A 21,411-nucleotide genomic window follows, 5' to 3' on the forward strand; every position below is an offset into this window, starting at 1 on the left:
TCTTCAACCTTTGAAACTCTCGTTTAAGAGAGTGGACCCCCGAGGCCGAGCTAGCTTCGAACGAACAATCGTTCTGACCTATCTCTCCAATACGTGGGGGCAACCTATATTGCTTCCCGTTTAAATCCAAGCCTTTTCTTCGCAATGACACCAATGGACTAGTCTATTCAGCCGCTTGTTGCCGATCAGCTACGGGCGAACACGAGCACACGGTCGTTGTGGCCGTAATCCTTCACCGATTCCAAGCATTTGAAGCCTTCAGCCTCAAAAACTTCGGTCACTTCCGTTCGCTGATCGTAGCCTATCTCGAGCCCTATAACACCGTCTGGATGCATGAACCTTGCGGCATCCTTGGCAATGGAACGGTAGGCGTCAAGCCCATCCATGCCGCCATCCAGTGCGGCGGCCGGATCAAATTTTGTCACTTCGGGAGCAAGAGTGTCAACGACACTGGACGCTATATAGGGCGGATTTGAGACAATAGCGTGAAACTTCCCATCTATGGCCTGAAACCAGCTGGATTGCACCGCCTTGAAGCGCTGCTGCAGCCCGTTTCTTTCCGCGTTGGATTGCGCCGTCTTCAGCGCGTCGACGGAGATGTCGCTGCCGATGCCCGATGCCTCGGGACATTCCTTGAGCAGCGCGAGGCATATCGCCCCGGTTCCCGTTCCCATATCCAGTATATGGAGATTACCATGCTTACCCGCAAGGTCTCTCATATAAGGAAGCATGGTATCGACGAGGATTTCGGTATCCGGTCTGGGCTCCAGCGTTTCCGCAGAAAGCGACAAAGGCAGGCCGTAGAACTCGCGCTCGCCCAAGATTCGATGCACCGGCTCATGCGCCAGTCTGCGGGTGATCGCGTCCTCGATGCGCACGGCAGCCGCGTCCTCGACCACATCACCACCCCGCGTCAGCATCTCGGTCGTCGTCAGCCTGAGCAGCCCCGAAATCAAAACGCGCGCGTCGGCGGCCGGATCGGCCACGCCGGCCGCGGTGAAGCGTCGCCGCGCCTCGGCCAGAAGCTGGGAAACCGTCGCGCCGACCTGTTTCCCTTGATCACTCATAGCGACTGTTCGCCGAGCTGCGACAGCTGGCTCGCCTGGTAGTCGGCCATCAGCGCATCCACGATCTCGTCGATTTCGCCGACCATCATCCGGTCGAGCTTGTAGAGCGTCAGGTTGATGCGGTGGTCGGTGACGCGGCCCTGCGGGAAATTATAGGTGCGGATACGCTCGGAGCGGTCGCCGGAGCCGACCTGGCTCTTGCGGTCGGCGGAGCGCTCGCTGTCGGCGCGCTGGCGCTCGGCGTCGTAGAGACGCGAGCGAAGAACCTGCATCGCCTTGGCGCGGTTCTGGTGCTGCGATTTCTCGGAGCTCGTGACGACGATGCCCGTCGGCAAGTGGGTGATGCGCACGGCCGAGTCGGTCGTGTTGACGTGCTGACCACCGGCGCCCGACGAGCGCATCGTGTCGATGCGAATGTCTTCGGCGCGGATCTCGATGTCGATCTCCTCGGCCTCCGGCAGCACGGCAACCGTCGCAGCCGACGTATGGATACGCCCGCCCGCTTCCGTCTCCGGCACGCGCTGAACGCGGTGCACGCCGGATTCGAACTTCAGCTTGGCGAACACGCCCTTGCCGGTGATCGTCGCGATGATTTCCTTGAAACCGCCGGCTTCACCCTCGCTGGAAGAGAGAACCTCGACCTTCCAGCCATGTGCCGCCGCATAGCGCTCGTACATGCGAAACAGGTCGCCCGCGAATAGCGCCGCCTCCGAGCCGCCGGTGCCGGCGCGGATTTCGAGGATGGCGCTCTTCTCGTCGGCCGCGTCCTTGGGCAGCAGCAGGATCTGGATTTCCTGTTCCAGCGCCTCGATCCGCTCCTTGACCTCCGGAAGCTCCATCTCGGCCATATCCCGCATCTCGCGGTCGACGGTCTTGTCATCGAGCAGCGTCTCGAGATCGGCAAGCTCCGACAACGCCTTTTCATAGGCGCGGATCTTGGTCACGACGGGCTGCAGCTCGGCATATTCGGAGGCAAGCTTGACGTAGACGTCGGCCGAAGGGCCGGCCGACATGCGCGCTTCGATCTCGCCGAAGCGGCGTTCCAGCTCGCGCATCTTTTCAACGGGAAGCTTCGCCACCCTCACTCCAATTCTGTTTGTCTCTGGCTACAGAGGGATGTTGTGTGTTTCGGCGAAATGGGCAAGCAGTTCGCGCATCGATGTCGGCGTCGTCGTATCGTCGAGCGCCTCGTGCATCGCCTTGGACAGTGCGCCTACGTCGAGGCCGAGCAGCATCGCCTTGACCGGACCGATCGAAGCCGGCGACATCGACACCGAGCGGAAGCCGATGCCTAAGAGCGCCATCGCCGAAATCGGCTTGCCCGCCAATTCGCCGCAGAGCGTCACCGGCGTGTTGTTGCGCTCGCCCGCGCGCACGATATCGCGCAGGATACGCAGGAACGGCTTGTCCAGCGTGTCGAAACGGTCGGAGACCCGCGCATTGCCACGGTCGACCGCCATCGAGAACTGGAACAGATCGTTGGAGCCGACCGACACGAAATCGACCGCCGCCATCAGCTCGTCCAGCTGCCACAAGAGAGCCGGCACCTCGAGCATGGCGCCGAACTGCAGCTTGCGCGGCAGCCCGTGGCCGAAGCGAGACAGGCGCTGCACTTCCTTCTGCAGCAGTTCGCGCACCGCGGTGATTTCCGATACCTCGGTCACCATCGGCACCATCAGCTTCAGTTCCATGCCGGCTGCCGCCTTCAGCATGGCGCGCAGCTGCGTGCGCAGCAGGCCGGGGCGATCGAGCGACAGGCGGATCGCCCGCCAGCCAAGCGCCGGGTTCTCTTCCTCATGGCCGCGGAAATAGGGCACGACCTTGTCGCCGCCGATATCGAGCGTGCGGAAGGTAACGGACCGACCGGCGGCCTGCTTCAGGACGTTGCGGTAAAACTGCTCCTGCTCTTCCGCCTTCGGAAGCGTGGATGCGATCATGAACTGCAGCTCGGTGCGGAAGAGCCCGATGCCCTCGGCGCCCGATTCCGACAGTTGCGGCAGGTCGACCAGCAGGCCGGCATTCATCTGCAGCGACACGCGCTGCCCGTCCTTGGAGAGCGGCTCGACCGCGCGCAAGGCCCGGAACTGCTCCTGCCGGCGGGCGCGGAACCGCACCTTCTCCTCGTAGGAACGCTGATGCTCCGGCAGCGGCCGCAGATGCACATGGCCGCCATCGCTGTCGATGATGACAGCGTCGCCATTATCGGCCAGCGCAACGATCCCGGCCGCCTGGCCGATGACGGGAATGCCCATGGCGCGCGCCACGATCACGACATGGCTGGTGACGGCGCCCTCTTCGAGCACCAGACCGCGCACATTGGCGCGTGGATAGTCAAGCAGCTCGGCGGCACCCATCGCGCGCGCCAGAATGATCGCGTCCGCAGGGAAGCCATCGCCCGAGGTGCGGCCGGTATAGCCCGTCAGCTGCCGCAGCAGGCGGTTCGCCAGATCCTCGAAATCATGCATCCGCTCGCGCAGATAAGGGTCCGTCAGGCGCATCATCCGCGCCTTGGTGTCGCTCTGCACCTTCTCGACCGCGGCTTCCGCCGTCAGGCCGTTGCGGATCGCTTCTTCCAGCTTGCGCACCCATCCCTGGTCGTGCGCGAACATGCGGTAGGTCTCGAGAACCTCGCGATGCTCGCCCTCCATCGAGACGTCGCGCTGCGACAGGAGATCGTCGATCGAGATGCGCAGGGAACCCAGCGCTTCGGCAAGCCGGCGTATTTCCTTGTCGGCATCGTCGTTGAGCAGGTTGGTGACGACGATGCGCGGCTCGTGCAGCACGACATAGCCGAGGCCGATGCCTTCATTATAGGTGTCGCCGTCGATCGTGACCGAGCGGGTGAGATCGAGCTCGAGCCCCGGCTTGGTGAGCTTCTTCAGCTCGCCGGTGGCGATCATCTCGGCCAGCACCATCGCGGTTGTTTCGAGCGCTTCCAGCTCCTCGTCGCGATAGTTGCGGCTTGCCTTGTTCTGCACGACGAGAACGCCGAGTGAGCGGCCGGCGCGCAGGATCGGCACACCGAGGAAGGAATGATAGATCTCTTCGCCCGTCTCCGGCAGGTAACGGAAGGCGGGATGCGATTGCGCGTCGGAGAGATTGAGAGGGGCGGCCGATGCGGCGATCGTGCCGACGAGGCCCTGCCCCATTTTCAGCTGCGCCAAGTGGACAGCTTCGCGGTTCAGACCTTCGGTTGCATAGAGTTCGAGCACGCCGTCGGAACGCAGCACATAGACGGAGCAAACCTCCGCCACCATGTTGCTGGCGATCTGGCGAACGATCCGGTCAAGACGCTCTTGTGGCTCCAGCGGCTCCGCCATCAACTCGCGCAGCCGCTTGAGCAGCACGCGCGGACCGCCGGAAAGGTCTCTCATTGCGTCTCAAGCTCCAAAAACAGAAGGCAAAGTGGCCCGGCAGATCGCCGCGCCACTAATCAACTTGTACGCGCGGCGGCCCTGCTGGGAATCAATTCTTATCCAGACCGTAGCAGGAATGCAAAGTCCTGACAGCGAGTTCCGCATAAGGACCATCAATCAGGATGGAAATCTTGATTTCCGAGGTGGTGATCGCCTTGATGTTGATGCCTTTATCGGCAAGTGCCTTGAAAGCGGTCGCCGCGACGCCGGCGTGGCTGCGCATGCCGATGCCGATGACCGACACCTTCACCAGGCCCGATTCGTTCTGCACGACGTCGTAACCGATCGTATCCTTGTGCTCGCCGAGCACCTTGATGGCCTTGTCCACGTCGCCCGAAGGCACGGTGAAGGTCATGTCGGTCTTCGAGCCATCTTCCGAGATGTTCTGGACGATCATGTCGACATTGATGTGGTTCTCGGCCAGCGGTCCGAAGATCGCGGCGGAGACGCCCGGACGGTCGGCGAGACGGCGAAGCGAGATCTGCGCCTCATCCTTGGCATAGGCGATGCCGGTGACTACTTCCTGTTCCACGATTTCTTCCTCGTCACAAATCAGCGTTCCGGGCGGATTCAAGAAATCACCCATGCCCGGAGCATCGGGATCTTCAAAAGACGAACGCACGAAGGTGCGCACCTTGTGCACCATGGCAAGCTCGACCGAGCGAACCTGCAACACCTTGGCGCCGAGCGATGCCATTTCGAGCATTTCCTCGAAGGCGATCTTCTTCAGGCGGCGCGCCTGCGGCACGATGCGCGGATCGGTCGTGTAGACGCCGTCGACGTCGGTATAGATGTCGCAGCGGTCAGCCTTGACGGCTGCAGCGATTGCGACCGCCGACGTATCCGAACCGCCACGGCCGAGCGTCGCGATGCGGTTGTCGGGGCCGAGACCCTGGAAGCCGGCGACGACGGCCACCTGGCCCTCGCCCATGCGCTTGATCATTTCCGAGCCGTCGATCTCGAGGATGCGGGCGGCGCCATGCGCGTTGTCGGTGCGGATCGGGATCTGCCAGCCCTGCCAGGAGCGGGCGTTGACGTCCATGGCCTGCAGCGCGATCGCCAGAAGACCCGAAGTCACCTGCTCGCCGGAAGCGACGATGGCGTCATATTCGCGGGCATCATAGAAAGGCGAGCTTGCGCCGACGACCTTCGGCGTGTTCTGCACCCAGCCGACCAGTTCGTTTGTCTTGCCCGACATGGCGGAAACGACGACGGCCACTTCATGACCGGCATCGACCTCGCGTTTGACGTGGCGGGCAACGTTCTTGATACGGTCCAGGTCAGCGACGGATGTTCCGCCGAACTTCATTACGATGCGTGCCATAAGCCTCTACCACAGCAAACCGCCGGGAGAGACGAACGCCAGACCCGGCACGACGAAGCCTTGGAAGCCACGGGCCGAAGAGCCGGAATTGGGAGGTTCTGGAACCCTTCTAAAGCCCTGCGCCCAAGGGCCCAAGTTGCGGCGTCTCTTAACGAGTTTGTGAGGGGGTGGCAAGGTGGGGAAAGGAGAATGACGGCCTCAATTGCGCGTGTAATTTGCAGGCCGCGCGAGGCAGCGCCGAACCACATGTGACATGACTATGACAATCCCGCGAGGCGCTGGGCCACCAAAGCGCGCTGCCCCGTCCCCGCACATTTCTCGGCGTAAAGATTAGATTCAGCTTTTTTTGGTAATTTCCCGTTAGCAATACCCTTTGATGTTCCTGGCGCCACCTAAGTTCGGCGTCCGGCCTGTAATGAGTAACGGGTTCCCAATGCGTTTTTCGGCTGTGCCAGCAATCTTCCTTGCCTGTCTGACCCTTGCGGGTTGCACGTCGACGTCTGGCCCCGACGTCTTGGCTTCAGCCGCCCCCTCTCGCGAGACGACAAGCTCTGTGGCCCCGCCCGCCGCCGTCCCATCCGCGCCGGTACCCTCCGCCGATATCGCCGCTGGCCAGCAAACCGCTCCGCACCAGGAAGTGCTGGCTTGGGCCGGCCCGATCCCGGAATCGAAGGCCTTCGAGTCCGCCGACCGCGCCGTCGGCGCGCCGCTTCCCGCCGAGCGCCCGATGGCAGCGACGGAGGTCGCGATGATGACGCCACCGGCGCGCCCGCCCGTTGTCACGCCGGTTGTCGCCCCGATCATGGAGCGCCCCGATCTTCCCGATATGGAGGAGACGGCGCAGCCGCGCACGCGCAGCAAGCTCTATAGCCGCCAGTTCCGCGACGCCAAGCCGATCAACTTCGGCCGCTCCTCGCCACACAAGCTCGCCGTTCACGGCGTCGACGTCTCACGCTGGCAGGGCGACATCGACTGGCCGAGACTGCGCACTCAGGGCGCCAACTTCGCCTACATCAAGGCCACAGACGGCGGCGACCACCTCGACCCGATGTTCCGCACCAACTGGCGCAAGGCCAAGGAAGCCGGCCTGAAGCGCGGCGCCTATCACTTCTTCTACTGGTGCCGCACGGCCGGCGAACAGGCCGACTGGTTCATCCGCAACGTGCCGCGCGATCCCGATGCGCTTCCGCCCGTTATCGACGTCGAATGGAACGGCGAATCCGCCTGCAAGCGTCGCCCCTCGACCGAAAACGTGCTCGAGAAAATGCAGGTCTTCATGGACAAGCTCGAGCGCTACTACGGCAAGCGCCCGGTCATCTACACCGCGCCCGACTTCTACGCCGACAACCTGCAGGGCGCTTTCCAGAACTACCCCTTCTGGCTGCGCTCCGTCGCCGCCCATCCGTCCAAGCGCTATCCCGGCCGCAAGTGGCTCTTCTGGCAGTATTCCGGCTCGGGCCTGTCGCACGGCGTCGAAGGCAGGATCGACCTCAACGTCTTCAACGGCAGCCCGGATCAATGGATGCGCTGGTCTTCGGGACGCCCCAGCAACCGGATGATGGCCGCCAACGACTGACGATCCGAGAGCGATCAACCTGCACTGATATCGATCGGGCATAGGCACAACCGTGGCGCGGCACACCCGCTGCCACGGCGCAACTATTTTGTCACACCACTAAAATTCGGGTGTCGCGTATATTTCCAAGCATAGGTAACTGTGATTCTTCTTCAATCGTAAGTATGCGGCGTAGATTGATTCGCGAATGTCTTTGATGCTGAATGATTTGGCGGAGATTCCGAATGGGAAATCTTGATATCGAAACCTGGGCACTGGCCCGCGCCCATCACATTGTGTTGAACGAGGGACTTAACCTTGCGAAGGCGGCGCAGGACCTGGATCGCAAGCGCTCCAGATCGCTGGTCTACGAACTGCGCAAGGTGATCGCGGCGGCAATACTCGAAGCCCATGCTGCCTCAAGCAAGAACGATGCGATGCCGCAGGGCTGAGCATCGCGCAATGATGGCGGCCTATTCCTCCCTCATGCCTGTGCTTGTCACAGGCATCCAGCCACGGCGCGTCTGCGCCGTGAATGACGTGCTCCAGGCATGTATTTCGCCGAAGAAAAGTCTCTCGCCGCGCGGACGCGCGTCGGCTGGATTCCCGCCACAAGGGCGAGAATGAGGGAGAGGATGAGCTGCTTCGAAATACAGTTAATTGTTGCAACACTGTAAAATGCAACTAATCTTCCCGCTTGCGGCTGCGCATCGTGGGGAGATGTCATCATGCCATTCATAATAACGAAATCCATACCGGCAAGAGAACGCTGGACACGCGTCTGCGATGTCAAGCAGGGCGCGACCTACGCCTTCACGGCATCGGGTACGTGGACGGATTGGAAGATCAATGAGGACGCGAACGGCTATGACCGAACGTGGCTGCGACCGTTTGCCGGATTGAGAGTCATGCCCAAGGCGCAGTGGTTCGCCCTGATCGGGTCAATCGATCAGGACACGGATACGGCGTTTCTGATCGGCGCGTCCTATCCGTCCTGGACCGCCCCGAAAACCGGCGTTCTCTACTGCTGCGCCAACGATATTCCATGGATGTACTGGAACAACAAAGGCGCGGTCGAGCTGACATGCACTGAACTCTAGCAAAGCCGAACGCCCGAAAGACGCAGTTGCGTCACGCCCGGGAAACGGGCAGCCTAGAGCATGTCGCGCAAGAGTGTGAGGCGGTTGCAGGCTCGGGGGCCGGCCGATCATGACACGCATGCAGAAAATCGGCGTGGTTCTCGGCCTTGCGCTCGTCGCGAGCTTCACGCTGCTGCGCGCCACCGACCCGCCGCTCTTGCGCCAGATCCGCGACATCACCTTCGACGAATACCAGCGCATCACCCCGCGCAAGTTCGAAAACACACCCGTCCGTGTCATCGACATCGACGAGGCATCGCTGAAGGAATTCGGCCAGTGGCCATGGCCGCGCGACCGGCTGGCGCTTCTGGTGCAGCGCCTGTCCGACATGGGAGCGGCCGCGATCGCCTTCGACGTGCTGTTCGCCGAGGCCGACCGCCTGTCGCCGCGCTCCATCATGCGCGATGTCGCGGGCGTCGATCCGACGCTTCTTAGCCGACTACCCGATAACGACCAGCTCTTCGCGCAAGCCATCGCCGACAAGCCCGTGGTCCTCGGCTTCGGCCTCTCCATGGACGGCAGCTACAAGCCGCCGGTGAAAGCAGGCTTCGCCTTCACCGGCGAGAGCCCGTTCAACGCCCCGCCGCGCATGACGGCGGCAACGCCGGTGCGCCCGCAATTGCAGATCAACGCCACCGGCCTCGGCCATATCAGCCTCAACCCCGGCACCTACTCCGCCACCGTCCGCCGCGTGCCCCTGCTGCTCAGTGATGGCGCGCAGCTCTATCCGAACCTGGCGCTGGAAGCACTGCGCGTCGCGCAAGGCGCCTCGACCTATATCGTCGCGGCAGCACCCGATATTCCCGACACGCTGACCTCGATCAAGGTCGGCGATTTCGTGGTGCCTGTCACCTCATCCGGCGAACTCTGGCTCTACACCAGCCCCGATATCGCCGATCGCTACATCTCCGCCGGCAAGGTGCTGGCGCCCGATGGACCCGCGCCGGATGTCGCCGCAGCCGTGCAGGGCAGCATCGTCTTCGTCGGCACCTCGTCCGCCGGCCTGCAGGATATCCGCACCACCGCGCTCGGCGAAAACGTGCCCGGCGTCTCCATCCATGCGCAGACCGTCGAGCAGATCCTGTCGGGCCACTTCCTCTCGCGGCCGGATTGGGCCGATGGCATGGAGATCCTGCTGATCGCGGTGTTGGGCACTTGCCTCGTCATCGTCACCACCTTCGTCAGCCCCGCCGTCGGCCTCGCCTGGGGCCTGATTGTCACCGCGCTCGCCTTCGCAAGCTCCTGGTTCGCCTTTTCGCGATGGGGTCTGTTGTTTGATCCGCTCGCCCCGATCGTCGCCGCCTCGATCATCCACTTCGCCGCCACTTCCTTCCGCATCCTGGTGATCGACCGCGAGCGCCGCGAGGTTCGCAAGGCGTTCGGCCAATATCTCTCTCCCTCGCTGCTCCACCGCATCGAGCACAATCCGGATGCGCTGCGATTGGGTGGCGACGATCGCGAGCTGACGGTCATGTTCGTCGACGTCAGGGGGTTCACGACGCTGAGCGAGCGCCTGCAGCCCGCCGAGGTCGTCCGCTTCCTCAACACGCTGCTCGATGCGCTGAGCCGCCATGTGGTGGCCAATGAAGGCACGCTCGACAAGTTCATCGGCGATTCCATCATGGCCTTCTGGAACGCGCCTGTCGATGTCGCCGACCACCCCGCCAAGGCCGTCCGCGCCGCCCTTGCCATGCGCGAGACGCTGGCGACGCTGAACGCGACCGATGCCTTCGGCTTCGGCGAAGAATACGAGGTGGGCATCGGCATCGGCATCCATACGGGGCTCGCCTGCGTCGGCAACATGGGCGCTGAAAGCCGCTTCAATTATTCCGCCGTCGGCGACGCGGTGAATGTCTCGGCCCGCATCGAGGGCTGCTGCAAGGAAGTCGGCTTCGATATCCTGGTGTCCGAGACGACAGCCGCGGCCCTGCCGCACTTCGCCTTGCTCGATGCCGGCTCGCTCGGCCTCAAGGGCAAGAGCACCCGCACCCGCCTCTACGCCACGCTGGGCGACGAGACCGTCGGCCTCTCGGCAACCTTCGCCCTTCTCGAAACCGCGCATCAGGCCCTGGTTGAAGCCTTCGCCACCCGCTCCGCCGACAGCCGCAAGCTGCTCGCCCGTGTCCGGCAGCGGGCACAGCCCTACCCGGCGACACTGCCGGAATTCTACCGCCGCCTCGCCCGCCGCGCCGATCATTTCAGGGAAACACCGACCGAAGACCCCGCCCCGCTATCGGAGCAGGCGTCGTGAGGGCGCTCGTATCAGGATAAAGCCGACTTAGTCGCTGCTACCGCCATCGCCGCCGCTACGGTCGCGCATATGGCGACCGCCTCCGCCCTGCCAGCCACCATTCTGATCGCCGTTGCGGCCATGCCACCCGCCACGATGCCCGCCCGAGCCGGCCCCATCGCCACGCTCGGCGCCGTTGCCGGCGTCGGTCCCTGCACCGCCCTGGCCACCATCGCCGACAGCGGACCCTGCCCCGCCGGCCTGAGCCTGACCATCATTTGCCGGCGAAGCACCGCCCTGCGGGCCGTCACGATGCCCGCCATGCCCATTGCGGTCGCCATCGGACCGGCCGCCACGATCCCGGCTTCCATGATCCCGGCCGCCATTGTCCCGTCTTCCGCGATCTCGATCGGCATGATCGCGGCCTCCATCGCGCGCTGCATGATCCCGATTGCCCCGATCCCGCGCACCGTGATTGTCGCCACCACGATCCCGCGCCCCCTCGTGCCGGTTGCCCCATCCGTCGCGCCGACCATGCCCATTTTGACCGTCGTGATGCCCGCTGCGCTGACCCCAGCCGCCGCCGTCATTGTGGCCATGATGCCCGTCGCGATCTCCTCCGCGTCCGCCCCAATGATCGTGATCCCTGTCGCGATCATGGTGGTGACGGCCCGGATGATGGTCATCCCTGTCATGGTGATGCTTGTCGGGATGATGATGATGCGGCTTCTCGGGTTTGTCCGGCTTATACGGTTTATCAGGCTTCTGTGGCCGGTCCGGCGCCTGCTGCGGCGCCCGCTCCTGGGGCGGAAACAGCGTCGGCACCGGTGTGCTCTCTTGCGGCCGGTCCTGACGATCGGCGCGCATGCTGCGCAGGCCGCAGCTGGTGCGGATATTGCCGAGCGGGCCCGACAGTTGCTGGTTTCCCGAAAGGAACGGCAGCGCCTTGTTATTCCTCAGCGTCCTGAGCGTCGTCTCGTCCACCTTGCGCGGATCCGACACCCCGCCGCCGCGCGATGCGATCACGCAGTCGCACTGCTCGCGCAGCTGCTTGCACCCACCGGCGCCGCAGAACTGCGCCGAACCGTTGAGAAGCACCATCGCCGTGGTGCCGTTGGGCGCGACATAAACGTCGAATGCCGTGCCGCGCACACCGATCGTTCCCGCCGGCGTCACGATCGAATAGGCCGATGAGGAGGAATTGCCGCTGATCCAGCGAAACGTGCCTTTCGCCGCCTTGATCGTCAGCTTCTTGACCGAATTGGCATCGTCGTAGACGTAGCTGTCGATCACCACCGACGACCCGGCGCCGACGGCAAGCTTGGTACCATCCCGGAAGACGAATTGACCAAGCCCGCCGATCGAGGTGCGGATGCGTTCGTCGCGATGAACAGGGTCCTTGACCACCAGAGGCCCGTTTTCCCCAGCCACCTCTGTCTTGATGAGAGTCGCCTCGCCGACCGCAACCTCCGCGTACGCCGGAAACGGGAAACACAATGGAAAACACATGGACAGGCCGAGCATGGCGGCCAATGCATTACGCACACGCAACATCGCCCTTACCCTCAACAATACATTAACTATATCACAATGTGTTGATGTACGTCGACTTATCCACTTGTAGTAGCCAAGCCCGACAGCCGGTGACTACCGCGACCACGCGACACCGCCTCAGGCTCTTGACTTCGCGCACCGTTCGTCCGACTTCACTCCTGAGCAATCAAGGAGCATGACCATGACGGAAGCGGCGAAGAGCACCATCGACCAGAGCGAAGTGGACCGCTTTTCGGCCATGGCCGCCGAGTGGTGGAGCCCGACCGGCAAGTTCAAGCCGCTGCACAAGTTCAACCCCGTTCGCCTCGCCTATATCAGGGACAAGGCCGCCGAGAATTTCGGCCGCGATCCGCGCTCGGCCCGCCCGCTGGAAGGCCTGCGGGTGCTGGATATCGGCTGCGGCGGCGGCCTCTTGTCGGAGCCGGTCGCCCGCATGGGCGCGACCGTCATCGGCGCCGACCCGTCCGAAAAGAACATCGGCATCGCCTCGACCCATGCAAAGGCCTCGGGCGTGCCGGTCGATTACCGCGCGGTGACGGCCGAACAGCTGGCCGAGGCCGGCGAAACCTTCGATATCGTCCTCAACATGGAAGTGGTGGAACACGTCGCCGACGTCGACTTCTTCATGACCACCTGCGCGAAAATGGTCCGCCCCGGCGGCCTGATGTTCGTGGCAACAATCAACCGCACGATGAAGGCAGCGGCGCTGGCGATCTTCGCCGCCGAAAACGTCCTGCGCTGGCTGCCGCGCGGCACCCACCAGTATGAGAAGCTGGTGCGTCCGGAAGAGATCGAAAAGCCGGTCACAGCAGACGGCCTGACGATTATCGACCGCACCGGCGTGTTCTTCAATCCGCTGTCCAACCAGTGGAACCTGTCGCGCGATATGGACGTGAACTACATGCTGCTCGCCAAGCGCGAGGCGTAAGCGCACCCGCCGGCATTTCGCCTAGACTTTCAGTGTCGTGACATGCGCAAGCAGATCGGCTTGCGTCTCGGCGTTGCGCGCCGCCAGTTCCTTGATGCGGGCGCGATCGATCTCGGTCGCTGCCCCATCAGGCCCAAAGGGTATCTTGAAGGTGAAGGCCCGGGCGCTCGGCCCATGATCCGCCAGATGCTCTAAGCGCTCGACCGCCTCGGCCCAATCAGGCCGATGATGCGGCCCCACCCACCAGAGAACGAGCGGCGGCCATGATGGCTTGACGTTCCAGTTGCGCGCGTGCTTCAGCGCATCGGCATGCACGCCGTCATAGCTGAACGCCATCAGCGATTCGATATCGGCCCAGAGCGACAGGGAAGATGGCGCGCTATCGAAACCGCTCCCCTCGATGAAACGCGGAAACACCTGCGGCCCCCAGCTTCGCGCGCCCGGCTCGCCGGCATAGCCGGAGCGGCCGACAAAGCCGCAAGCGCGCCGCGCCGCCTCGAAATTGGCGGGTTCGCGCAGGCGAAACCCTTCGACGGCGTCGCTCTCGAAGGGCGCCACGTGCAAACCGAAGTTATACATCGCAAGGCGCGCTTCTGAGCTCATCCTAGAGCCTTCCTCTAATGCACGTCGTCGGGCAGAACTGGCAATGCCGCGATCTCGATGCCTTCGTCGATAAGCGCCTGCGCCTCATCCGGCGTCGTCTGGCCGATGATCCCGCGCGCATCGGCCTCGCCGTAATGGATCTTGCGCGCCTCCTCTGGGAAGCGTTCGCCGACATCTTCGGAGTTGGCCTTGATCGCGGTCACCGCCTCTTTCAGCTTCTGGAACGCCTCGCGGCGCACCGCATCCATGGCAACCGTCTGCATCTGGTCCTTCTTGCGCGCGGTCGAGACCGACGGCGCCATCAGCACCTTGGAGACGGCGGCAGAATTGCAGGTCGGACAGGTGAGAAAGCCGGATGCGACCTGCCGGTCGAAATCGGCGCTTTCGGAAAACCAGCCTTCGAACTCATGGGCATTGTCACAACGCAGCGAATAACGGATCAAGCGGCCACGCCTCCGGACACATCGCCTCCAACCGTCTCGATCGAGAACTCGCGGGCATTCTTCAAATTCGGGATCTTGTCGCGCGCGGCCTTGACGGCGGCTGGATCGATCTCGGCGATCACGATCGCCTCGCCAGTACCACCAGCGGATGCCAGGATCTTGCCCCAGGGATCGATGATCATCGAATGCCCGAAGGTCTCGCGCCCATCCTCATGCACGCCGGCCTGAGCGGCGGCGATCACGAACATGCCGTTCTCGATGGCACGCGCCCGCAGCAGGATTTCCCAATGCGCCTCGCCGGTCTGGCGGGTGAAGGCGGCAGGCACCGTCATAACCTGCGCTCCGGCAACCGCCTGGGCGCGAAACAGTGCCGGGAAGCGAACGTCGTAGCAGATCGCAAAGCCCATCTCGGCAAACGGCAGCGACACGACACGCGCCTCCTGCCCCGGCCGATAGGCAGCACTCTCGCGCCAGCTCTCGCCATTGTCGAGATCGACATCGAACATGTGGATCTTGTCGTAGCGGTTCAGGATCTTGCCGTCGGGACCGAAGAGATAGCCACGATTGGCAAGCTTGCCGTCATCGAGCGCGATCGCCGTCGAGCCGACATGCACGTAAATCTGCAGTTCGCCGGCGAGCTCGCGCGCGGTGCGGACGATGATGTCGTTGGCCTCGTCGCGCAGGTGCAGCTTGCCGGCGGCGCGGTCGCGCTGCAGCATCCCGGTCATCTCGGGCGTCTGCACATAGGTGGCGCCCGATGCGGCCGCCTCGCGCACCAGACGCGCCATGGCGGCCGCGTTGCGCTGCGGATCGATACCCGAACACATCTGAATGGCGGCGGCCTTGAAGGTCATCGGCTTGTCCTAAGCGGCCAGCAGCGGGTCGAGCTTGCCCGCACGCTCCAGCGCATAGAGATCATCGCACCCGCCGACATGCTTGTCGCCTATGAAAATCTGCGGGAAAGTCGAGCCGCCATTGGCGCGCGCGATCATCTCGGCGCGGAAGGCCGGGGTGGAGGTCGCATTGTGCTCGACGAAATCGACACCCTTCTCGGAAAGAAGAGACTTGGCGCGAACGCAAAAACCGCAGCCATCGCGCGTATAGATCGTAACCGGTACCATCGTAACTCCAGACAAGGCAGTAATCTCCCTGTCATATAGTTTCGGATAGCGCCCTTGCAAAGGTCAAAACCGTGATATCGGCCGCACCTGCGCGGCGCAGCACCCTGGCCGCCGCCGCCACCGTCGCGCCGGTCGTATAGACATCGTCTATCAGCACCAGCCTCTTTCCGAACACATCGCCCTCGCGCCCCTCGGCGATCGCGAAGGCCCCGCGGACATTGTCCTGCCGCGCTTTAGCACCCAGCCCCACCTGCTGGCGCGTGCGGCGAACACGCAGCAGCGTCGCGGATAGCATCGGCCGCTCTGCCTGCTTCGCCATGTGGCGCGCCAGCTCCGCCGCCTGGTTGAACCGGCGCGACAGGATGCGGGTGCGATGCAGCGGCACCGGCAGAATCGCATCGCAGCGCTCGACGGCGCCATCGGATGCCCTCAGCATCCACGCCGCCATCATCGGCGCCAGATCGGTGCGGTCGCGATACTTCAGCCCGTGCACGAGATTGCGCACCGCCTCGTCGTGAAAAGCCGCCGTGCGCAGCCGGTCGAAAGGCGGCGGGTCGGCGATGGCGGCGGCGCTCAATATCCCCGGGCCGAGATCATGCGAGAAGGGAATGCCGAGAACCTCGCAATAGGGCCGCTCGATGAAGCGCAGCGCCGACCAGCATTTTGGGCAGACGCCACGATGCCGCCCGGTCGACACGCCGCAGACGGCGCAGGCGGGCGGATAGATGAGGTCGACCATAACCGAGAGCGGACGCATCAGCGCCCGGTCGATCCCCGCCAAACCTTGCCACCCGCTCAACCCCATGGCGAAACGATAGCGCATTTCGCGCAACAGGAAAATCGCCTTGCCGCCCCGGCCCGGCAGGATTATTGACGTCGGCATGGACATCATCTTCGACACGACAAGGATCGCGGCGAACCGGCATCGCGCGCTTCGCAACAACGATCCGAAGGCAAGCTTTCTGCTCGATATCGCCGCCGACGAACTGGGCGAACGCCTCGCCGTCGTCGAGCGCACCTTCGAGCATGCCGTCGAACTGCATGGCGCGACCGGCGCAGCCGCCCGCGCCGCCAAGGCCACCGGCAAGATCGGCAGCCTCACCCGCGTCGAAAGCGAGCAGGCCTACGCCACCACCGACGATGCCTTCATCGAGGCGCCGCTGGAGATGGTTCCGCTGGAGCCGCAATCGGCCAATCTGGTGATCGCGCCCCTTAGCCTGCACCTGACCAACGACACGCCCGGCGTCTTCATCCAGATCCGCCGTGCGCTGCGCCCCGACGGGCTATTCCTCGCCGCCATTCCAGGCTCCGGCACATTGCAGGAATTGCGCGAGATCCTGCTCGCCACCGAGATCGAGATGACCGGCGGCGCAAGCCCGCGCGTCATTCCGTTTGCCGACGTCCGCGATGTCGGCGGCCTGATGCAGCGCGCCGGTTTCGCGCTGCCGGTCATCGATGCCGAGACCTACACGGTCCGCTACGATTCCATCTTTCCGCTGATGCGCGACCTGCGCGCCATGGGGATGACCAACCCGCTTGCCGAGCGCAGCAGCAAGCCGTTGACGCGCGCCTTCTTCATGCGCGCCGCCGAGCTCTACGCGGAGCGCTATTCCGATCCGGATGGCCGCATCCGGGCCACCTTCTCGATCATCTATGTCTCGGGATGGGCGCCGCATGAGAGCCAGCAGAAACCGCTGCGGCCGGGATCGGCAAAGGTCAGGCTCGCCGACGCATTGAAGGTCGAGGAGCACAAGCTCAAGCAGTAGGGCTTTTTGCGGGCGCTATTTTGGCTTCAGGTTAGCGACGGTATCTTGCCTGCAATGTAGGTGAAGACGTTGTTCAGCGATCCGCTGAGCGCGCCGACGCCAGTGATGATCGCAGTGGCGATCAGGGCGGCGATCAGGCCGTATTCGATGGCAGTGGCGCCATTGCGGTCAGTGACAAATGCTTTCAGAAGTCTCGTCATTCGTCCCTCGTCGCTCGACATCACAGTCGATTTCTTTGCGTTGCCTCGGGCCTCAGGCCCTCAGCAGCCAACACCGCTTCCATAGCCCTGCACCACGCAGACGGAGCCCGGCGTATCCTGCAGCACGCTGCGACGGATCGTGTAGCGCTTGCCGTTTTCGCTCTTCGCGCCGTTCTCGCCCTTCGGGATCGAACCCGTCGTGATGGAATCGAATTCAGACGGCGCGCTGGCGAAAACGCTCGACTTCGACTTGTCGGCGAGCATCGGTGTCAGGATCAGCGTCAGGGCCACGACGGCCGTGCCGAACAGCAAGGCGATGTTCAGCGCCCCCGTCTTGCGCGAGGAAACCGAAGCCTGCTCTTTCTCCCGAACTGCTTTCCAGAAATCGTCGTCCATGCGTCAAGCCTTCTACACACACGCCAGTTGCTTGATTGAGGCCGATCTTTGCCAGAATCTGTTAAACGATCGATTAATATCCACAGCCAGATTGGTACAGAAAAAGTTATAAAATAGAAATTTCTAAAGTAGGTCCTGCAGGATGGGGATCAGCGGCTCATCGGCCGGCGGCATGGGGTAATCGCGCAGCGCCTGCGGCTTGACCCACTTGATCGCCTGCCCTTCGCGGCCGACGGGAATGCCCTCGAAACGACGGCAGACATAAAGCGGCATCAGCAGGTGGAATTTCTCATACGTGTGGCTGGCGAAGGTGAGCGGCGCCAGGCACGCCACCTTGGTGGTGATCCCGAGCTCTTCGTGAAGCTCGCGCACCAGAGTCTCTTCCGGCGTCTCGCCCGGCTCCATCTTGCCGCCGGGAAACTCCCAGAGACCGGCAAGCGATTTGCCTTCAGGCCGCTGCGCCAGAAGGATGCGGCCATCCGTGTCGATCAACGCGCAGGCGACGACGAGAAGAATGCTGTGGCCAGTACCGCTCATCGGCAAAGATCCCGCCGCCAGTAGGAATAGCGATAGGCCTCGACGAAGCCGAGCCGTTCGTAGAGCGTGATGGCAGGCACGTTGCCGGTCTTGACCTGCAGCCAGGCCGAGCGGGCGCTGCGCATCCGCGCCCAGCGCAGAGCGGACGTCAGGATCTCGAGCCCGAGCCCCTCGCGGCGGCGCGATGGCGTGACCGAAAGCGACATGATGCCGGCCAAATCATTGTCCTGCACGCAGAGCACGGTCGCCAGCGGCCCCGTTTCCGGATCTTCCACCATGAACAGGCCGGATGGCGGCTTGATCGCGTTGATGACTTCGGCAAGCGCCGGCTTCAGCTTCGTCGACACCTGGTCGGTCGCCAGATTGGCGTCCACGAAGCGGCTGATGTCATGCGTCGGCAGGTGATCGAGCGTATCCGGCAGATCGGCATTTGCGAGATCGCAGGTCATGACGATGGTTTCGTCAAATGGCACCCAGCCCTCGGCCTTCACCAGATCGATCAGCACAGGCGAGGCCAGCGGCGTCTGCCGCAGCACCGCCGGGCGGCCATAGGCTTCGAACTTGCGGCTCGCCTTGGCCAGCCTGATCTCGACGTCGCGATGATCGGACGGATCGAGCGGCACGATCGAGTTCAGCCGGTTCGACGGATGCCCCGCCGTCAGCCGCACCTGCCAGCTGCCGTCGTAAACAACCGACGAGGCGGGCCAGGCCCGGAAACCGACGGCTTCCAGCCTGCGCACGAGCGGCAGATTTGCCTTCTTGGGGAATGCTTCAGTCAATGAAAAATCAGCTCCGGTAGTCACCGTTGATGGCGACATACTCCTTTGTGAGGTCGCACGTCCAGACCGTTGCCGTACCGTTTCCGAGGCCGATTTCGACCTTCACCGGAATGTCCTGCTTTTTCATGACGTTGGAGGCGGCCTCTTCCGAGTAGCCGGCATCACGTTCGCCGTTGACGGCAACGCGCACGTCGCCGAACCAGATGGCAAGGCGGTCGCGATCGGCCATTTCGCCTGATTTGCCGACGGCCATGACGATACGGCCCCAGTTGGCGTCCTCGCCGGCGGCCGCGGTCTTGACCAGCGGCGAATTGGCGATGGAGAGCGCGATCGTCTTGGCGGCGGCATCGCTTTCGGCGCCCGTCACGGTGATCTCGAGCATCTTGGTGGCGCCTTCGCCGTCGCGCACGACCTGCAGCGCCAGATCCTTGAGGAGATCGTTGAGCGCGGCGCGGAACGATGAGAGGCGCGGATCGTCAGCCGTCTCGACGCGAACCTGGCCGTCTTCGGCGGCGGCACCGGTGGCAAACAGCATCAGCGTGTCCGATGTCGAGGTGTCGCTGTCGACGGTCATCGAATTGAAGGTCGGATCGACACCGGCGGACAGCATCGCCTGAAGTGCTGCCGGCGCGATGTCGGCGTCGGTGACGACGAACGAAAGCATCGTCGCCATATCAGGGGCGATCATGCCGGCGCCCTTGGCGATACCGTTGATCGAGACCGTAACGCCGCCGATCTCGGCCGTGCGGGTCGCGACCTTCGGATAGGTGTCGGTAGTCATGATCGCCTTGGCGGCTTCGAACCAGAAATCGCCGGTAGCATCGGAATAGAGCGTGTCGAGCACGCCGGAAAACTTGGTGGCGTCGAGCGGCTCGCCGATGACGCCGGTGGAGGCGAGGAAAATCTCGCTCTCGCTGCAGCCGACGGCAGCCGCCGCCGACTTCGCGGTGAGCGCGGTCGCTTCACGGCCCTTGACGCCGGTAAAGGCGTTGGCGTTGCCGGAATTGACGACCACGGCGCGCGCAACGCCGCCGGGCAGGTTGGCGCGGCAGAAATCGACGGGTGCCGACGGGCACTTGGAACGGGTGAAGACACCGGCAACGGCCGCCGGCTTGTCGAACACCATCATCAGGACGTCGGTGCGGTTCTTGTACTTGATCCCCGCCGAGGCGGTCGCCATGCGGACACCGCGTAGTGCTGGCATGGACACGAAGGTTTTGGGAGCGAGCGGGGAAACGGAACCGGACATGATCATCGACCTGGCATGAAAGGGGATACGGAAGGGCCCGGAAAAACCGGGCCCTCGATGGATACTGTTACTGCTGAGCCGGCGCTGCTGCGGGCGCGTCACCCGGCTGCGGCTGCTTGTTGGCGTCGTCATAACCCTTGCGCAGGGCTTCGTCCGTGATGTCGATCTTGGACTTTTCCTTGGCGGAGGCGAGAAGCGCAAGATACTTGTCGCGCATGACGAGCTGACGAACCTGATCCTTGACCTGGTCATAAGCCGGAGGAGCGGCGTCGCGCTTATCCTCGACGAGGATGACGTGGTAGCCGAAATCGGTCTTCACAGGGGTCTTGGTGTAGGCACCCTTGTCGAGCGCGAAAGCCGCGTCTTCGAATTCCTTGACCATGCGGCCCTTGGTGAAATAGCCGAGATCGCCGCCGTCAGCCTTGTTCGGGTCGGTCGACTTTTCCTTGGCGAGGTCGGCGAAGTTCTTGCCGGCATCGAGCTGCTTGATGACGTCCTTGGCTTCGTCTTCCGTCTTCACCAGGATGTGGCGGGCGTGAACTTCTTCCTGCTTCGGAAGGGCTGCGACTTCCTTGTCGTAGCGTGCCTTGACTTCAGCGTCGGTCACGGTGTCGACAACGTGCTTCTTGAAGTAGGCGTTGTGCAGTTCGCGATCGGCGAGGTACTGCATGCGCTTCTTGAACTCAGCCGACTGGTCGAGCTTTTCAGCAGCCGCGTCCTTGGCGAGCAGCTTCACGTCGATAGCGGCGGAAAGAGCTGCGACCTTCTTCTGGTCGTCTGGCAGCTGCGCCAGCTGCGGATCGAGGTTGGCGATCGCCAGGTCGAGTTCCGACTGGTGGATCTCGACATCGCCGACCTTGGCAACGACGGCGTCAGCGCCGTCCTGTGCCCGCGCCGGCGCCTGGAAGGCGACGAACGTGGCGAGTGCCATCACGGCGATTCTGTTGTAGTTCAACATCAAACATTCCTTCACAGTTAACCCACCGGCTTCAACTTCTTGAATCCTGCCCTGAACAGGCATCAACACTGGAATGTGGCCTTTCTATATCAGCCAAATCCGTTGACATCATTCGACCCCCCTCTTATCTGTCACGCAACCTCGCG

At 63.3% G+C, this 21,411-nt stretch carries 21 protein-coding genes and 1 pseudogene; 6 read left to right on the forward strand and 16 right to left on the reverse strand.

The features are described from left to right. Positions 1-185: 185 nt before the first annotated feature. From prmC to QTL96_RS29225, 4 genes are all read right to left on the reverse strand, one after another. Positions 186-1,067 carry a peptide chain release factor N(5)-glutamine methyltransferase gene (gene prmC, locus QTL96_RS29210; protein ID WP_289730209.1) on the reverse strand — a complete coding sequence of 294 codons (882 nt, stop codon included), beginning with the start codon at positions 1,065-1,067 and terminating at the stop codon, positions 186-188. Continuing rightward, positions 1,064-2,146, reverse strand: a complete 1,083-nt coding sequence (prfA, locus tag QTL96_RS29215) for a peptide chain release factor 1 (protein ID WP_289730210.1) — start codon at positions 2,144-2,146, stop codon at positions 1,064-1,066. The genes prmC and prfA overlap by 4 nt, the downstream gene beginning before the upstream one ends. Positions 2,147-2,173: 27 nt before the next feature. Then, positions 2,174-4,441: a phosphoenolpyruvate--protein phosphotransferase gene (gene ptsP / locus QTL96_RS29220; RefSeq protein ID WP_018901545.1), complete on the reverse strand. Its 2,268-nt coding sequence runs from the start codon at positions 4,439-4,441 to the stop codon at positions 2,174-2,176. 91 nt (positions 4,442-4,532) lie between these two features. Beyond that, on the reverse strand, positions 4,533-5,807 hold the full coding sequence (locus QTL96_RS29225; RefSeq protein WP_026283559.1) for an aspartate kinase: 1,275 nt from the start codon (positions 5,805-5,807) through the stop codon (positions 4,533-4,535). A 433-nt stretch (positions 5,808-6,240) separates the two neighbouring features. Here QTL96_RS29225 and QTL96_RS29230 point away from each other — a divergent pair, with 433 nt between their 5' ends. The 4 genes from QTL96_RS29230 to QTL96_RS29245 all read left to right on the forward strand — a co-directional run bounded on the left by QTL96_RS29230 (position 6,241) and on the right by QTL96_RS29245 (position 10,752). After that, positions 6,241-7,383 (forward strand): GH25 family lysozyme, encoded by a 1,143-nt coding sequence (locus QTL96_RS29230; protein WP_289730211.1) that lies wholly within the window; start codon positions 6,241-6,243, stop codon positions 7,381-7,383. 203 nt (positions 7,384-7,586) lie between these two features. Further along, entirely contained in the window at positions 7,587-7,814 is a 228-nt protein-coding gene (locus QTL96_RS29235) for a hypothetical protein (protein ID WP_081619983.1), read from the forward strand. 276 nt (positions 7,815-8,090) lie between these two features. Continuing rightward, positions 8,091-8,462, forward strand: coding sequence for a hypothetical protein (locus QTL96_RS29240; RefSeq protein ID WP_289730212.1), 372 nt, complete (start codon positions 8,091-8,093; stop codon positions 8,460-8,462). Positions 8,463-8,571: 109 nt separating this feature from the next. After that, positions 8,572-10,752 carry an adenylate/guanylate cyclase domain-containing protein gene (locus QTL96_RS29245; RefSeq protein ID WP_289730213.1) on the forward strand — a complete coding sequence of 727 codons (2,181 nt, stop codon included), beginning with the start codon at positions 8,572-8,574 and terminating at the stop codon, positions 10,750-10,752. 654 nt (positions 10,753-11,406) lie between these two features. Here QTL96_RS29245 and QTL96_RS29250 read toward each other — a convergent pair. Further along, positions 11,407-12,240 (reverse strand): annotated as a pseudogene (locus tag QTL96_RS29250) (FecR domain-containing protein); the annotation flags it as partial. 226 nt (positions 12,241-12,466) lie between these two features. Here QTL96_RS29250 and ubiG point away from each other — a divergent pair. Continuing rightward, positions 12,467-13,213, forward strand: a complete 747-nt coding sequence (gene ubiG / locus QTL96_RS29255) for a bifunctional 2-polyprenyl-6-hydroxyphenol methylase/3-demethylubiquinol 3-O-methyltransferase UbiG (RefSeq protein ID WP_289730214.1) — start codon at positions 12,467-12,469, stop codon at positions 13,211-13,213. A gap of 21 nt (positions 13,214-13,234) precedes the next feature. Here ubiG and QTL96_RS29260 read toward each other — a convergent pair whose 3' ends face one another. The 5 genes from QTL96_RS29260 to QTL96_RS29280 are packed head-to-tail and all read right to left on the reverse strand — an operon-like array spanning position 13,235 to position 16,185. Next, entirely contained in the window at positions 13,235-13,816 is a 582-nt protein-coding gene (locus QTL96_RS29260; protein ID WP_289730215.1) for a DUF3291 domain-containing protein, read from the reverse strand. A 14-nt stretch (positions 13,817-13,830) separates the two neighbouring features. Beyond that, a complete protein-coding gene (locus QTL96_RS29265) occupies positions 13,831-14,259 on the reverse strand; it encodes a DUF1178 family protein (RefSeq protein WP_047508577.1) in 429 nt (142 codons plus the stop codon). Next, the gene (locus QTL96_RS29270; protein WP_113009462.1) at positions 14,256-15,113 is read right to left on the reverse strand and encodes a carbon-nitrogen hydrolase family protein; all 858 of its coding nucleotides are present in this window, start codon (positions 15,111-15,113) and stop codon (positions 14,256-14,258) included. The genes QTL96_RS29265 and QTL96_RS29270 overlap by 4 nt, the downstream gene beginning before the upstream one ends. Before the next feature lie 9 nt (positions 15,114-15,122). Continuing rightward, positions 15,123-15,380 (reverse strand): glutaredoxin 3, encoded by a 258-nt coding sequence (grxC, locus tag QTL96_RS29275; protein WP_047508583.1) that lies wholly within the window; start codon positions 15,378-15,380, stop codon positions 15,123-15,125. A 31-nt stretch (positions 15,381-15,411) separates the two neighbouring features. Then, positions 15,412-16,185: a ComF family protein gene (locus QTL96_RS29280; protein ID WP_289730444.1), complete on the reverse strand. Its 774-nt coding sequence runs from the start codon at positions 16,183-16,185 to the stop codon at positions 15,412-15,414. Between the two features lie 76 nt (positions 16,186-16,261). Between QTL96_RS29280 and QTL96_RS29285 the strand changes: the two genes are divergently transcribed. Then, the gene (locus QTL96_RS29285; RefSeq protein ID WP_289730216.1) at positions 16,262-17,146 is read left to right on the forward strand and encodes a methyltransferase domain-containing protein; all 885 of its coding nucleotides are present in this window, start codon (positions 16,262-16,264) and stop codon (positions 17,144-17,146) included. Between the two features lie 26 nt (positions 17,147-17,172). On the opposite strand, the gene QTL96_RS29290 is transcribed toward QTL96_RS29285, so the two are convergent. The 6 genes from QTL96_RS29290 to QTL96_RS29315 form a co-directional block, all read right to left on the reverse strand. Beyond that, on the reverse strand, positions 17,173-17,346 hold the full coding sequence (locus tag QTL96_RS29290; protein WP_289730217.1) for a Flp family type IVb pilin: 174 nt from the start codon (positions 17,344-17,346) through the stop codon (positions 17,173-17,175). Positions 17,347-17,406: 60 nt separating this feature from the next. Beyond that, positions 17,407-17,742 (reverse strand): hypothetical protein, encoded by a 336-nt coding sequence (locus QTL96_RS29295; RefSeq protein ID WP_289730218.1) that lies wholly within the window; start codon positions 17,740-17,742, stop codon positions 17,407-17,409. 123 nt (positions 17,743-17,865) lie between these two features. After that, entirely contained in the window at positions 17,866-18,279 is a 414-nt protein-coding gene (gene mutT / locus QTL96_RS29300) for an 8-oxo-dGTP diphosphatase MutT (RefSeq protein ID WP_112982394.1), read from the reverse strand. Further along, positions 18,276-19,058 (reverse strand): GNAT family N-acetyltransferase, encoded by a 783-nt coding sequence (locus QTL96_RS29305; RefSeq protein ID WP_112943769.1) that lies wholly within the window; start codon positions 19,056-19,058, stop codon positions 18,276-18,278. Before QTL96_RS29305 ends, mutT begins: the two co-directional genes overlap by 4 nt. A 7-nt stretch (positions 19,059-19,065) precedes the next feature. Further along, positions 19,066-20,307 carry a bifunctional glutamate N-acetyltransferase/amino-acid acetyltransferase ArgJ gene (gene argJ / locus QTL96_RS29310; protein ID WP_289730219.1) on the reverse strand — a complete coding sequence of 414 codons (1,242 nt, stop codon included), beginning with the start codon at positions 20,305-20,307 and terminating at the stop codon, positions 19,066-19,068. A 67-nt stretch (positions 20,308-20,374) separates the two neighbouring features. Continuing rightward, on the reverse strand, positions 20,375-21,265 hold the full coding sequence (locus QTL96_RS29315; protein ID WP_018901526.1) for a peptidylprolyl isomerase: 891 nt from the start codon (positions 21,263-21,265) through the stop codon (positions 20,375-20,377). Between the last annotated feature and the right edge of the window lie 146 nt (positions 21,266-21,411).

The sequence above is a fragment of the Rhizobium sp. S163 genome (assembly GCF_030380805.1).
Taxonomy (GTDB): domain Bacteria; phylum Pseudomonadota; class Alphaproteobacteria; order Rhizobiales; family Rhizobiaceae; genus Rhizobium.

Coding starts and splice junctions, on each gene's coding strand:
- prmC (WP_289730209.1), bottom strand. CDS start 1,067: ATGAGTGATCAAGGGAAACAGGTCGGCGCGACGGTTTCCCAGCTTCTG.
- ptsP (WP_018901545.1), bottom strand. CDS start 4,441: ATGAGAGACCTTTCCGGCGGTCCGCGCGTGCTGCTCAAGCGGCTGCGC.
- QTL96_RS29225 (WP_026283559.1), bottom strand. CDS start 5,807: ATGGCACGCATCGTAATGAAGTTCGGCGGAACATCCGTCGCTGACCTG.
- QTL96_RS29230 (WP_289730211.1), top strand. CDS start 6,241: ATGCGTTTTTCGGCTGTGCCAGCAATCTTCCTTGCCTGTCTGACCCTT.
- QTL96_RS29235 (WP_081619983.1), top strand. CDS start 7,587: ATGATTTGGCGGAGATTCCGAATGGGAAATCTTGATATCGAAACCTGG.
- QTL96_RS29240 (WP_289730212.1), top strand. CDS start 8,091: ATGCCATTCATAATAACGAAATCCATACCGGCAAGAGAACGCTGGACA.
- QTL96_RS29245 (WP_289730213.1), top strand. CDS start 8,572: ATGACACGCATGCAGAAAATCGGCGTGGTTCTCGGCCTTGCGCTCGTC.
- ubiG (WP_289730214.1), top strand. CDS start 12,467: ATGACGGAAGCGGCGAAGAGCACCATCGACCAGAGCGAAGTGGACCGC.
- QTL96_RS29260 (WP_289730215.1), bottom strand. CDS start 13,816: ATGAGCTCAGAAGCGCGCCTTGCGATGTATAACTTCGGTTTGCACGTG.
- QTL96_RS29270 (WP_113009462.1), bottom strand. CDS start 15,113: ATGACCTTCAAGGCCGCCGCCATTCAGATGTGTTCGGGTATCGATCCG.
- grxC (WP_047508583.1), bottom strand. CDS start 15,380: ATGGTACCGGTTACGATCTATACGCGCGATGGCTGCGGTTTTTGCGTT.
- QTL96_RS29280 (WP_289730444.1), bottom strand. CDS start 16,185: ATGGGGTTGAGCGGGTGGCAAGGTTTGGCGGGGATCGACCGGGCGCTG.
- QTL96_RS29285 (WP_289730216.1), top strand. CDS start 16,262: ATGGACATCATCTTCGACACGACAAGGATCGCGGCGAACCGGCATCGC.
- QTL96_RS29290 (WP_289730217.1), bottom strand. CDS start 17,346: ATGACGAGACTTCTGAAAGCATTTGTCACTGACCGCAATGGCGCCACT.
- QTL96_RS29295 (WP_289730218.1), bottom strand. CDS start 17,742: ATGGACGACGATTTCTGGAAAGCAGTTCGGGAGAAAGAGCAGGCTTCG.
- mutT (WP_112982394.1), bottom strand. CDS start 18,279: ATGAGCGGTACTGGCCACAGCATTCTTCTCGTCGTCGCCTGCGCGTTG.
- argJ (WP_289730219.1), bottom strand. CDS start 20,307: ATGTCCGGTTCCGTTTCCCCGCTCGCTCCCAAAACCTTCGTGTCCATG.
- QTL96_RS29315 (WP_018901526.1), bottom strand. CDS start 21,265: ATGTTGAACTACAACAGAATCGCCGTGATGGCACTCGCCACGTTCGTC.